Below are 11,994 nucleotides of genomic sequence, written 5' to 3' on the forward strand. Positions count from 1 at the left end.
GCGAAATGACAAATCCCGATATCGTCATCATCGGCTCCGGCATTGGCGGCTCGACAATCGCTTCCGGCCTGGCAGGCAGCGGCGCCTCGATCCTGATGCTGGAGCGCGGCGAGCCCTTGCCGGCAACGCCGCATGCGCGCGATACGCGTTCCATCTTCGTCGACGGCCACTACCGGCCGAAGGAGATGTGGCGCGAGGCCGGTGGAGCGGCCTTCAACCCCGGTAATTACTACTATGTCGGCGGCAATTCGAAATTCTACGGCGCAGTGCTGATCCGCTATCGCAAAGAAGATTTCTCGGCCATGGAACATTTCGGCGGCGTCTCGCCGGCCTGGCCGTTTTCCTATGACGAGTTCGAGCCCTGGTATTCCAAGGCCGAGCAGCTGTTTCGCGTCCGCGGCGCACTGGGCGAAGATCCGACCGAGCCGTTCCATTCGGTCCCCTATGCCTATGAGCCGGTGCCCGACGAGGCGCCGATCGCCCGCGCCCGCGCCGAGCTCAAGGGGTTGGGCCTGCATCCCGCCTCGCTGCCGCTCGGCGTCGACATCGACACCTGGTTGAAGGAAGGCAAGACTGGCTGGGACGCGTTTCCCAACACCGGCCAGGGCAAGATCGACGCGCAGACCGGACCGCTGACGGCGGCGCTGACGGACACCAACATCCGGCTTGAGACCGGCTGTTGTGTCGAGTACCTGGAGACCTCGGTCGATGGCAAAACCATTGCCGCCATCCATTATCGGCAAAATGGTGAGCTGAAAAAGGTCGCGCCGAAGCTGGTGATCCTGTCCGCCGGCGCGGTCAATTCCGCCGTTATCCTGCTGCGCTCGCCGTCTTCCGATGGCAAAGGCCTCGCGAACCGTTCCGACCAGGTCGGCCGCAATTTCATGAACCACAATTCGAGCGCCATGCTGGCGATCGATCCGCGCCGCCGCAACGATGCCGTCTACCAGAAGACACTGATGCTGAACGACTACTACCTGTCCGACGGCAAGGGCGGCAAACCTCTGGGCAATGTCCAGCTGCTCGGCAAGATCGACGGCAATATGCTGAAGGCCAACGTGAAGTCGATGCCGAAATTCGCGCTCGACTTCATGGCCGGTCACGCCATCGACTGGTACCTGATGTGCGAGGACCTGCCCGATCCGGAAAGCCGCATCATGGTCGACGGCAAGGACATCGTCATGCAGTGGCGGCGCTCCAACATGCAGTCCCTCGACGGTCTGACCAAGGTGATGCGCGAAAACTTCCGCGCCTGCGGTTACCCCATCGTGCTCTCGCGCCCCTTCGACAAGCGCACCCCCTCGCATCAGTGCGGCACGGTCAAGATGGGCGACGATCCGGCGATCGCGCCGCTCGATCCGTTCTGCCGCTCGTTCGACCACCAGAACCTGTTCGTCGTCGACGGCAGTTTTTTGCCGAACTCGGCGGCTGTGAATCCCGCGCTGTCGATCGCCGCCCAAGCGCTGCGCGTGGCTGATCACATCCGCAAGAGCGAGCTATGATAGGTTTGCGCCGCCCCTCATCCGCCTGCCGGCACCTTCTCCCCGTAAACGGGGAGAAGAGAGCTGGCCGCAACCTCGGCGCTCTTTTTGCAGCGCCGGTAGTTGGCGAAACCGGCGACGACGGCGTCCTTCTCCCCGTCAGTTTACGGGGAGAAGTGCCCGGCAGGGCGATGAGGGGCGGCGCTGACTTTCGTAAGGCCAGCCTCCAATGACCCGCCCGGCCGCGATCATCACCGGCGGCGCGCGCGGCATCGGCCTTGCCTGTGCCCAGGCGCTTGCCGATGCCGGCTTCGACATTCTGGTCGCCGACCTTGCCGAACAAGCCCCCGACGGACTCGCGACCGACATCATCGAGCGCGGCGCGAAATTCGGCTACACCCAATGCGACATCGCAGATCTCGACACCCACACAGCACTTGTCGATGTCGCGCTACGTGCCTTCGGCCGCATCGACTGCCTCGTCAACAATGCCGGCGTCGGCGCCGTCGTGCGCGGCGATTTGCTGGATCTGAAACCGGAGAATTTCGACCGCACGCTCGGCATCAACCTGCGCGGCACGGTGTTCCTCAGCCAGGCCGTCGCCAAGGCGATGCTGGCCACGCCGGGCGAACACCCCCGGTCGATCATCACCATCACCTCGGTCAGCGCCGAAATGGCCTCACCCGAACGGTCGGACTACTGCATCTCGAAGGCCGGGCTTTCGATGTGGGTGAAGAACCTTGCGCTCAGGCTCGCACCGGAAAACATCGGCGTGTTCGAGCTGCGGCCGGGCATCATCCGCACCGACATGACCGCAGGCGTGACCGCCAGATACGATGCCTTGATCGACAGCGGTCTGGTGCCGGCAAAACGCTGGGGCGAAGCATCCGACATCGGCGCGGTGGTGGCGACGCTTGCCGCCGGTAAGCTCGGCTTTTCGACCGGCTCGATCATCAATGTCGACGGCGCGCTGTCCGTGCCGCGGCTGTAAGTGGACAGTGTCATGACCGACTACATCATCGTGGGTGCCGGTCCGGCCGGCTGCGTTCTGGCCAACAGGTTGAGCGAGGATCCGGGAAATTCCGTGCTGCTGCTGGAGGCCGGCGGCAAGGACTGGCATCCCTATATCCATATGCCGGCAGGCTTCGCCAAGATGACCAAGGGCATCGCGTCCTGGGGCTGGTCGACCGTGCCGCAAAAGCATATGAAGGACCGTGTCTTCTGGTACACGCAGGCCAAGGTGATCGGCGGTGGCTCCTCGATCAACGCGCAGATCTACACACGCGGCAACGCCCGCGACTACGACGCCTGGGAGAAGGAGGAGGGCCTCGCCGGCTGGGGTTATCGCGACGTGCTGCCCTACTTCAAGCGCGCCGAGAACAACCAGCGTTTTGCAAACGACTTCCACGGCGACCAAGGCCCGCTCGGCGTGTCGAACCCGATTTCGCCGCTGCCGATCTGCGAGGCCTATTTCCGCGCCGGCCAGGAGATGGGCATTCCCTTCAACCCGGACTTCAATGGCGCTGCCCAGGAAGGCGTCGGCTATTATCAGCTCACCCAGAAGGATGCCCGGCGTTCGTCCGCTTCGGTGGCCTATCTCAAGCCGATCCGCGCCCGCAAGAATCTGACCGTCAGGACTGATGTGCTGGTGACCCGCATCGTCGTCGAGAACAGCCGTGCCATCGGCGTCGAGATCGTCGACAGGCCAGGCGGCGAGAAGACAATCCTGCGCGCCGAGCGCGAGGTGATCGTCTCGTCCGGCGCCATCGGCTCGCCGAAGCTGCTGATGCAATCAGGCATCGGCCCAGCAGACCATCTGAAGTCGGTCGGCATCACGCCGATGCACGACCTGCCCGGGGTCGGCTCCAACATGCAGGACCATCTCGATTTGTTCGTCATCGCCGAGTGCACCGGCGACCACACCTATGACAATTACGCCAAGCTGCACCGCACGGCCTGGGCCGGCCTGCAGTATCTCCTGCTGAAGAAAGGGCCGGTTGCCTCCAGCCTGTTCGAGACCGGCGGCTTCTGGTACGCCGACCCCACGGCCGCCTCGCCCGACATCCAGTTCCATCTCGGCCTGGGCTCAGGCATCGAGGCCGGCGTCGAGAAGCTGAACAATCCCGGCGTCACCTTGAACTCGGCCTTCCTGCGGCCGCGCTCGCGCGGCACGGTCCGCCTGAAGAGCGCCGACCCGGGCGACCATCCGCTGATCGATCCGAACTACTGGTCCGATCCCTATGACCGCGCAATGTCGATCAAGGGCTTGAGGCTCGCGCGCGAGATCATGCGGCAGAAGGCGCTTGCCCCTTACGTGCTGCGCGAGGTGCTGCCCGGCCCTTCGCTCACCAGCGACGACGAGCTCTTCGACTACGCCTGCCGCAGCTCCAAGACCGATCACCACCCGGTCGGCACCTGTCGCATGGGCCACGATGAGATGGCGGTGGTGACACCTGACCTGCGGCTGCGCGGCATCGAGGGATTGCGTGTCTGTGACGCTTCGGTGATGCCGCGCGTGCCCTCCTCCAACACCAACGCACCGACCATCATGGTCGGCGAGAAGGGTGCCGACCTGATACTCGGCCGCGAGCCCTTGCCGCCGGCTGTGTTTTCCGGCAACCGGGCTGCTTAGGAGCAAAAGATGATCAGGCACTGTGTCTTCGTCAAATTCCGCAACGATGTCGGTGTCGGTGAACACAAGGCGATCCATGCCGACCTCGAGGCGTTGCGCCAGGTGATCGACGGCATGGACACCGTTCATTTCAATGCCAATGTCAGCCCGGAGCCGTTTGCGCGCGGCTTCAGCCATGGCTTCACCATCGATTTCCGCGATGCCGCCGCGCGCGACGCCTACCTGGTGCATGAAGCGCACCAGCGGGCCGGGGACCGGCTGGTCGCCGCACTCGAAGGCGGCACCGACGGATTGATGGTCTTCGACCTCGAGCTTACGAAAAAGTGACCGCTTAGCCTTTCGAAGGCCGGCTGAATGCTGTTCTCTTTTGCCAATCGGGCGACATATCGTTCCTTTGGGGGATACAAAGGAGGACGCCTTGAACCTCACTGCCGGGCAGAAGAAAACCGTCCTGGCCTCATTTCTGGGGTGGACGCTGGACGCTTTTGATTTCTTCCTGCTGACATTCCTGCTCACGGATATTGCAAGTGAATTCCAGACGGACGTCCCGGCGGTCTCAAAGGCACTGTTCCTGACCTTGGCCACGCGCTTCATCGGCGCGTTCTTCTTTGGCATGCTCGCCGACAAATACGGGCGCAAGCCTATCCTCATGCTCAACATCGTCAGCTACTCGGTGATCGGCGCGCTCGCCGCCTTCTCGCCCAGTCTCGGCATCTTCCTGGCGCTGCGTGCGCTGTTCGGCATCGCCATGGGCGGCGAATGGGGGCTCGGCAGTTCGCTCGCCATGGAATCCATCCCGCCGAGTGCACGCGGCTTCGTCTCGGGCATCCTGCAATGCGGCTATCCGGCCGGCTACCTGCTGGCGGCCGTGGTCTATGGCCTGCTCTATCAGCAGACGATCGGCGGCTACACGATCGGCTGGCGCGCCATGTTCCTGCTCTCCTTCATCCCGGCGCTGATCGTGCTCTTCATCCGCTCGCATGTGCCGGAATCACCGGCCTTCGTCGAGGCGCAGAAGACCGCAAGGCCCGGCATGCTGGAAACGCTGCGCAAGCACTGGGGTATTGCGCTCTATGCCGTCGTGCTGATGATGTTCTTCAATTTCTTCAGTCATGGCACGCAGGATCTCTATCCGACCTTCCTGAAGAAGCAGCATGGCTTCGATCCGCATACGGTGAGTTGGATCACCATCGTCGCCAACATCGGCGCCATCGTCGGCGGCCTGGCGTTCGGCGCGCTGTCCGAGAAGATCGGCCGCGTCAACGCCATCACGCTCGCCTGCCTGATAGCGCTGCCGTCGATTCCGCTATGGGCCTACAGCTCGACACCGTTCATGCTCGCCGTCGGCGCCTTCGTCATGCAGGTCGCCGTCCAGGGCGCATGGGGCGTCATCCCGGTGCATTTGAACGAGCTGTCGCCCGGCGCTGTGCGCGCGACCTTGCCCGGTTTCATCTACCAGGCCGGCAATCTGGCGGCGTCCTATGGCGGCCCGTATCAGGCCGGCATCGCCGAAGCGCCTGGAGGCAGCTATGGCTACGCACTGGCGCTGTTTGCCGGCGTGGTCGCCATCTGCATCATCGTCGTCATCCGCTTCAGTCCCGAACGGCGCGGCCAGGTCATGACGGTGCTGGACCACGAGGTCAGCCGAGTCTGAGCGCCACCACACCGGCGACAATGCTGAGCGCGGCCGCGCCGCGCCAGCCCGTCATCTTCTCGCCGAGCGCGAAGACCGAGATCATCATGGCAAACAGGATCGAGGTCTCGCGCAGCGAGGCCACCGAGGCGATCGGCGCCTTGGTCATCGCCCACATCACGATCCAGTAGGCAGCGCCGCTGAGCACGCCTGTGAACAGTCCGGTCTTCCAGTCGCGCGCCAGAACAGGAAGCGCCTTGGGACCCCGGAAGATCAGGCACAGCGCCAGGGCGCCAAAAGCATCGCAAATGAACAGCCAGGCGGCATAGCTCTGCGCGGTGGCCGCCAGCCGCGCGCCGCTGCCGTCCGACAGCGTGTAGCTGGCGATGAAGATCGACGTGCCCAGCGCAAAGCCGACCGCGCGCAGGTTCAGCTTCTCCAGATGCGCGCCGCCGCGAAACGACATCACCAGCGTCCCGGCCGACAACAGGAAGATGCCCAGAATGGCAAGCGGCGCCGGCACTTCGGCAACGACGAACATGCCGCCGAGAGCTGCCAGCAGCGGTGCCGTGCCGCGCGCCAGCGGATAGGTCTGGGCGAAATCGCCGGCCTGGTAGGCTCCGATCAGGAAGGTGCGGTAGCCCATGTGAAAGAAGACCGAGGCGATGATGTAGGGCCATACTTCTGCCTTCGGCACCTCGACGAAGGGCAACACCACCAGGCCCGCGACACCCATGCCCAGCGTCATCAGCGTGATCGACAGGAAACGGTCGAGATGGACCTTGACCAGCGCGTTCCAGATCGCGTGCATGGCGGCGGCGGCGAGCACCGCGAAGAAGACGAACAGGGTCATGCACGGCTCATGTGGCGATGCCCGGCGTCTCCAGATCGATGTCGATCCGCAGCGGGAAATGATCAGACGCGACCTCGCCAATGTCGGCGCCAACCGAGCGCACGCGGCCTGCGAACATGCCGCCGACAAAGCAATGGTCGAGCCGGCGATTTGTCAGTTTGCCGTCGATGGTCTTCACATGGGTGTGGAAATCCGGAACCGGCTCGCTGGCGACAGCGGCAGCGTCAACGAAGCTGTCCAGATAGGCGGCACCGCGATGATAGGGCGTGCTGCCGACGATGCGGCGGTATTCCGCGCTGCCCGGCTCCATGTTGAAATCGCCCATCCAGATCGCCGCCAGCGGATTTTCCGGCTCGGCCTCGCCGCTGGTCCAGTTGCGCGACGGCTCGTCGTCGGCGCCGCTCCACGGGCCACCCTCGGAAGGCGCCCGGCGGTGTTGGGCGAGCAGGTAGTCGATCTGCTCCAGCCGCTCCTCCGCTGCGATATGGGCGAGGTGCAGTGACAGCATCCGTAGCGGCCCGGCCGGTGTGCGGATCATGCATTCCAGGGCCGCGTTGCGGGTGTTGAGCGGCCGCAGCGTACGCCGCATCAGCAGCGCGTGAAGCCGCGACCAGGCGATCGGCAGCTTCGACAGCACCATGGTGCCGAACTGCCGGCGCCGATTGATCAGGCGGCCGTCGCGCCGCTCGCTGGCGTCCATGTCGAAGGCCGGTCCATAGACCCAATGATAATCCGGCAGCAGGCGTGAAAGCAGTTCGGGCTGGTCGTCGAAATTGCTGCGCTGCCAGTGCCGCTCCACCTCTTGCAGCGCAATGATGTCGGCGCCGGCAACGATCCGCGCCGCGCGCGAAAGATCGTAGCAGCCGTCGCTGCCAAACCCGTACTGGATGTTGTAGCTGACCAGCTTCATTGCTTATCCGGCTCAATTTCGATGTTGGCAGTAGCGGTTCGGCGAATTGGTTGCAATGTGCAGCGAGATGGCAGCAACTTGGGCCAGAAGCTTCCCTGCCGGCCCCCAACTGCCTAGTCGGATTAGCCGTCGGTCGTCAGGGGCTGGAACCGGCCAGCCGGCGACGCCGCCAGTTCCGACCAGTCGATCTCTTCCTCCAGCCGATGATAGGCTTCATCGCCGATCGTGCCGTTGCTGCGCAATTCCTCGAGCGTGTCGCGCTGGCGATTGATGGCATAGAGGCGCAGCCGGTCGTATTCGGTTGCCGCCTGTGCGTCCTCCGGGTTTTCGGCCACCAGGCGCTCGGCCTCGTATTGCTCACGCACGACAGCCGCCGCTGCCGACGTCTTGCGGCTCAACACGTCGAGTGCGGCCTGCATGATGGCGACGCGTGCCTGAGCCACTTCGCGATCTATTGTCGTATCCCGTTCGAAGTCGAGCATCCGCAGCAAGGGCTTCAGCGTCATGCCTTGCAGCACCAGCGTGCCCAGAACCACTGCGAAGGCGGCAAGCACGATTGGATCACGGCCGGGAAAATTGGCCGGCAGTGCAATGGCCACAACCAGCGTCACCAGCCCCCGCATGCCGCACCAGCCGACGAGCACACCGCCGCCAAATGTCGGCAGATCTCGCTTTCTGTCTTCACCGCCGAAGCGGGCGAACCATCGTATGATGGCAATGTAACTTGCCACCCAGACGAGGCGGGCGACGATGACGACGGCCAGCACCGTCGCGGCGAAGAGAAAGGCATCGCCCTGCCCTTCGCCGGAGAGCCGGCCGACGATCGAACGCGCCTGCAGGCCCATCAGCACGAAGGCCAGCACGTTGAGCACGAACACCGCCGACTCCCAGACCGAATAGGTGCTGACGCGGCGTCTCGCCGACATGCGGCGCGGCGCTGTGCGCGCAATCGTCATGGCATAGACGACGATGGTGATGATGGCGGACAGGCCCAGCCTGTCCGCCAGGATCCAGACCCCGAAAGTCCCGGCGAATTGCACCACCGTGCTGCTCGCTGCGTCCTCGATACGGGTGAGCGTCAAGAGCGAGATGCGGCCAAACAGGTAACCCGCGATCAGGCTGCCGATCGTCCCCAGCAGGATCGTCGGAATGGCGTTGCTCAGCATGATCGAGCCGAGCGCCGCCGAAACCGCCAACCGGTAGATCAGCAGCGCGGTGGCATCGTTGAGCAGGCTCTCGCCTTGCAGGATGGCGGTAATACGGTGCGGTACCTTGAACTGGCTGAGCACAGCGCTTGCCGCCACCGCGTCCGGCGGCGCGACGATGGCGCCGAGCGCGATGGCAGCCGCGATCGGCAGGCCGGCCATCCTCCAGCCGACGAAGGCCACGACGGCAGTGGTGAAGACAACGGCGCCCAGCGCCAGCAGCGCCAGCGACAGCCGGTAGCGCTTCAGGTCGCGCAGCGACGTGTCATAGGCGGCATCGAGAAGCACCGGCGCGATGAACAGGGCAAGCGCCAGTTCCGGATCGATCTCGATCGTTGGCGCACCTGGTACGAAAGCGATCGCAACCCCGGCCAGCGCCAGCAGCGACGGATAGGGAATCTCCAGCCGTCGCGACAGCGCCGTCAGCGCAACGGCGGCCAAAAGCAGGACAAGCGTCAGTTCGAAAAGAGCCATGGCTCATCGTAGCGACGGAACAAGCCGATTGGCAGTGCCAAAGTCACTGCAGTGAGCAGTTACGTGCCGTCTGGTGGCGCGGTGGCTAGTGCAGCACCAGCATGTCGCCGGACGAGAACGAAATCTCGGCCTTCTCGCCGACGGCGGGCGGCGGCGTCGCCGGGCTGTTGAACGTGTCGAGCGAAACGGTGTTGCCGCCGATGCCGACGCGAACCCGGATCACCGAGCCGAGGAAGTGGACTTCGGAAATCTCGCCGGACAGGCTGGAATCGCGGCCGGGCTGACGGCCGAGCGAGATCGCTTCCGGCCGCAGCGCCAGCGACAGCGTGTCGCCCGACTTCGAGCCATTGAGCTTGCCCTTGAGTGACACTTCCTGCGTGTTGACCTGAACCGTGCCGGCCGCGGCATCGGTGACCTTGCCTTCGAGCACGTTCAGCGTGCCGACGAAATTGGCGACGAACTTGGTCGCCGGCCGGTTGTAGATCTCGAAAGGCGTACCGACCTGCTCGGCCTTGCCGCCATACATCACCGCGATGCGGTCGGAAATCGACAGCGCCTCTTCCTGGTCATGGGTGACGAAAATGGTGGTGATGCCGAGCTTCTTCTGGATCGAGCGGATCTCCTCGCGCAGCGACACGCGCACCTTGGCGTCGAGCGCCGACAGCGGCTCGTCGAGCAGCAGAAGCTTCGGCTTCGGCGCGATGGCGCGCGCCAGCGCGATGCGTTGCTGCTGGCCGCCGGAGAGCTGGTAGGGATAACGATCGGCCATCTGCGGCAGCTTGATCATGTCGAGCATCTCGGCGACACGCCTGTCGGCATCGGCCTTCGACATGCCGGCAACCTTCAGCCCGAAAGCGATGTTCTGTGCCACGGTCAGGTTGGGAAACAGTGCGTAGGCCTGGAACACCATGCCGACATTGCGCTGGTTGGGCTTCAGCCTCGTAATGTCCTTGCCTGCGACGACGATCTTGCCGGCCGACGGCTCCTCGAAGCCGGCAACCATGCGCAGCACCGTGGTCTTGCCGCAACCGGACGGTCCGAGGAACGAGACGAACTCGCCCGGCTCGACGTCGAGGCTGAAATCCTGGACCACAGTGTTGGAACCGTAGGACTTTCGCACATGCTGGATGGACAGGAATGGCTCGGCCATGGCTTTTTCTCTCAGGTCAGTGCTTTTCGTTCAGGTCGGGCGGTTCGCCGATTTCGGCGCAAAACGGGACAGGATCTGGATCAGCGACATGCAGCCCCAGGTAATGGCGAAGGCGATGATGGCAAGGGCCGCCGGTTCATAGGCGCGGTTGGCGCCGATGTTCTGCAAATACGGGCCGAAAGCCGGGCGATTGAGCAGGCTGGCCATGGTGAACTCGCCGATGACGATGGCAAAGGTCAGGAAGGCGCCCGACAGCACGGCAATCAGCACATTGGGCAGAATGACGCGGCCGATGATCGTTCCCCAGCCGGCGCCCAGGATCTGTGCCGCTTCCGTCAAGGTGCGCACGTCGATGGTGCGCAGCCCGGTATCGACCGCGCGATACATGTAAGGCAGCGCCAGCGTCGCATAACCGATCACCAGCAAGGCATTGGCACCCATATTGCTGCCCAGGAACGGCAGCGGCGAATTGGAGCCGTACATCCTGATATAGCCGAAGACGATGACAATGGCCGGAATGACCAGCGGCAGCAGCGTGATGAATTCGACGATCGGCCTGAGCTGCGGCAGTCGCAGCCGGATCCAATAGGCCGCCGGCACCACGATCAGCACACCCAGAATGATGGTGAAGATGGCGGCGACCACCGAATACAGGAAGGTCGACTGGAAGCGCGCGTCGCCCAGCACGATCTGATAGGCGTCGAAGGAATGGACGCCTCGTCGCATGCGCAGCGAAAACTCGACCGTCGCCATCAGCGGAATGAAGAAATAGGCCGCACCGATGATGAAGACGACCCAGGCCCAGAATTTTCCCGACTTCATTTCAGCCACCTCTCCGAGCGAGTCCGGAACCAGATGTAGAAGACATTGGCGAGCCCGGTGATGACGATCATGCCGAAGGCGATGGCATAGCCGAGCTGCGGATTGTGCAGCACGTCGCCGTTGATCTGCGAGTACAGCTTGATGGGAACGATGTTGAGCGCTGGGCCGGCAAACGCATAAGCGGTGGCGATGGCGCCGAAGGCATTCGCGAACAGAAGGATGACGGTTCCAAGAAAGCTCGGCCATATCACGGGTATGACCACCATGCGCCAATACTGCGCCTGGGTGGCGCCGAGCGTCGCTGCCGCCTCGCCCCATTCCTTCTTCAGGCCATCAATGGCCGGCACGATGATGACCACCATCAGCGGAATCTGGAAGAACAGATAGACCGCGATCAGGCCCGACGTGGTGAGGAAATTGAAGCCCATCGCATAGATGTTGATGTTGAGCACGTCACGCAGAAGCGTTGTGACGATGCCGACACGGCCGAGCGTCGCCAAGAACGCGAAGGCGAGCGGCAAGCCCGCGAAATTCGAGGCGACACCCGAAAAAGTCAGGGTCGCGGAACGCGTCCAGCTTGGCAGCCCGCCGCGTACGATGGCGATGGCGATCGCCAGGCCGGCAAAGGCGCCGATGATGGCCGACCAGAAACTGATCTTGATCGAGACCCAATAGGAACTGCTGATCGAGGGATCGCTGACCAGCTGCAGGATGTTGTCCAGCGTGAACTGGCCATCACTCCGCTGGAAAGCGCCCACCACGAGATAGATCGTGGGCAGGATCAGGAACATCAGGGCGAAGATGAAGAAAGGCGCCACACCAATCCATTGCGTC

At 63.6% G+C, this 11,994-nt stretch carries 11 protein-coding genes; 5 read left to right on the forward strand and 6 right to left on the reverse strand.

Features of this window, described 5'->3' with window-relative positions; genetic code table 11:
* Positions 1-5 precede the first annotated feature (5 nt).
* The 5 genes from X741_RS149700 (at position 6) to X741_RS149685 (ending at position 5,767) form a co-directional block, all read left to right on the forward strand.
* A complete protein-coding gene (locus X741_RS149700) occupies positions 6-1,502 on the forward strand; it encodes a GMC family oxidoreductase (RefSeq protein ID WP_023778547.1) in 1,497 nt (498 codons plus the stop codon).
* A gap of 208 nt (positions 1,503-1,710) precedes the next feature.
* Entirely contained in the window at positions 1,711-2,472 is a 762-nt protein-coding gene (locus X741_RS149695) for a 3-ketoacyl-ACP reductase (RefSeq protein ID WP_023778548.1), read from the forward strand.
* A 12-nt stretch (positions 2,473-2,484) separates the two neighbouring features.
* Complete coding sequence (locus X741_RS149690) at positions 2,485-4,113, forward strand: choline dehydrogenase (RefSeq protein ID WP_023778549.1); 1,629 nt, start codon at positions 2,485-2,487, stop codon at positions 4,111-4,113.
* A gap of 9 nt (positions 4,114-4,122) precedes the next feature.
* Complete coding sequence (locus X741_RS0135200) at positions 4,123-4,440, forward strand: Dabb family protein (RefSeq protein ID WP_031250193.1); 318 nt, start codon at positions 4,123-4,125, stop codon at positions 4,438-4,440.
* 91 nt (positions 4,441-4,531) lie between these two features.
* Positions 4,532-5,767, forward strand: a complete 1,236-nt coding sequence (locus tag X741_RS149685) for an MFS transporter (RefSeq protein ID WP_023778551.1) — start codon at positions 4,532-4,534, stop codon at positions 5,765-5,767.
* On the opposite strand, the gene X741_RS149680 is transcribed toward X741_RS149685, so the two are convergent.
* From X741_RS149680 to X741_RS149655, 6 genes are all read right to left on the reverse strand, one after another.
* Entirely contained in the window at positions 5,754-6,599 is an 846-nt protein-coding gene (locus X741_RS149680) for an EamA family transporter (protein ID WP_023778552.1), read from the reverse strand. The two genes, X741_RS149685 and X741_RS149680, sit on opposite strands and share 14 nt — an antisense overlap.
* Positions 6,600-6,606: 7 nt before the next feature.
* On the reverse strand, positions 6,607-7,509 hold the full coding sequence (locus X741_RS149675) for an endonuclease/exonuclease/phosphatase family protein (protein ID WP_023778553.1): 903 nt from the start codon (positions 7,507-7,509) through the stop codon (positions 6,607-6,609).
* Between the two features lie 122 nt (positions 7,510-7,631).
* Positions 7,632-9,188 carry a sodium:proton antiporter gene (locus X741_RS149670; protein WP_023778554.1) on the reverse strand — a complete coding sequence of 519 codons (1,557 nt, stop codon included), beginning with the start codon at positions 9,186-9,188 and terminating at the stop codon, positions 7,632-7,634.
* An 85-nt stretch (positions 9,189-9,273) separates the two neighbouring features.
* Positions 9,274-10,338 carry an ABC transporter ATP-binding protein gene (locus X741_RS149665; protein ID WP_013893094.1) on the reverse strand — a complete coding sequence of 355 codons (1,065 nt, stop codon included), beginning with the start codon at positions 10,336-10,338 and terminating at the stop codon, positions 9,274-9,276.
* A 30-nt stretch (positions 10,339-10,368) separates the two neighbouring features.
* The gene (locus X741_RS149660) at positions 10,369-11,160 is read right to left on the reverse strand and encodes an ABC transporter permease (RefSeq protein ID WP_023778555.1); all 792 of its coding nucleotides are present in this window, start codon (positions 11,158-11,160) and stop codon (positions 10,369-10,371) included.
* Positions 11,157-11,951 carry an ABC transporter permease subunit gene (locus tag X741_RS149655; protein WP_224686349.1) on the reverse strand — a complete coding sequence of 265 codons (795 nt, stop codon included), beginning with the start codon at positions 11,949-11,951 and terminating at the stop codon, positions 11,157-11,159. Before X741_RS149655 ends, X741_RS149660 begins: the two co-directional genes overlap by 4 nt.
* Between the last annotated feature and the right edge of the window lie 43 nt (positions 11,952-11,994).

This window comes from Mesorhizobium sp. LNHC221B00, assembly GCF_000502935.1.
GTDB lineage: Bacteria > Pseudomonadota > Alphaproteobacteria > Rhizobiales > Rhizobiaceae > Mesorhizobium > Mesorhizobium opportunistum.

What these genes read in the sequence shown, in the direction of transcription:
- X741_RS149700 (WP_023778547.1), top strand. Translation starts at nt 6, where the DNA reads ATGACAAATCCCGATATCGTCATCATCGGCTCCGGCATTGGCGGCTCG.
- X741_RS149690 (WP_023778549.1), top strand. Translation starts at nt 2,485, where the DNA reads ATGACCGACTACATCATCGTGGGTGCCGGTCCGGCCGGCTGCGTTCTG.
- X741_RS149680 (WP_023778552.1), bottom strand. Translation starts at nt 6,599, where the DNA reads ATGACCCTGTTCGTCTTCTTCGCGGTGCTCGCCGCCGCCGCCATGCAC.
- X741_RS149660 (WP_023778555.1), bottom strand. Translation starts at nt 11,160, where the DNA reads ATGAAGTCGGGAAAATTCTGGGCCTGGGTCGTCTTCATCATCGGTGCG.
- X741_RS149665 (WP_013893094.1), bottom strand. Translation starts at nt 10,338, where the DNA reads ATGGCCGAGCCATTCCTGTCCATCCAGCATGTGCGAAAGTCCTACGGT.
- X741_RS149675 (WP_023778553.1), bottom strand. Translation starts at nt 7,509, where the DNA reads ATGAAGCTGGTCAGCTACAACATCCAGTACGGGTTTGGCAGCGACGGC.
- X741_RS149670 (WP_023778554.1), bottom strand. Translation starts at nt 9,188, where the DNA reads ATGGCTCTTTTCGAACTGACGCTTGTCCTGCTTTTGGCCGCCGTTGCG.
- X741_RS0135200 (WP_031250193.1), top strand. Translation starts at nt 4,123, where the DNA reads ATGATCAGGCACTGTGTCTTCGTCAAATTCCGCAACGATGTCGGTGTC.
- X741_RS149655 (WP_224686349.1), bottom strand. Translation starts at nt 11,951, where the DNA reads ATGTTCCTGATCCTGCCCACGATCTATCTCGTGGTGGGCGCTTTCCAG.
- X741_RS149695 (WP_023778548.1), top strand. Translation starts at nt 1,711, where the DNA reads ATGACCCGCCCGGCCGCGATCATCACCGGCGGCGCGCGCGGCATCGGC.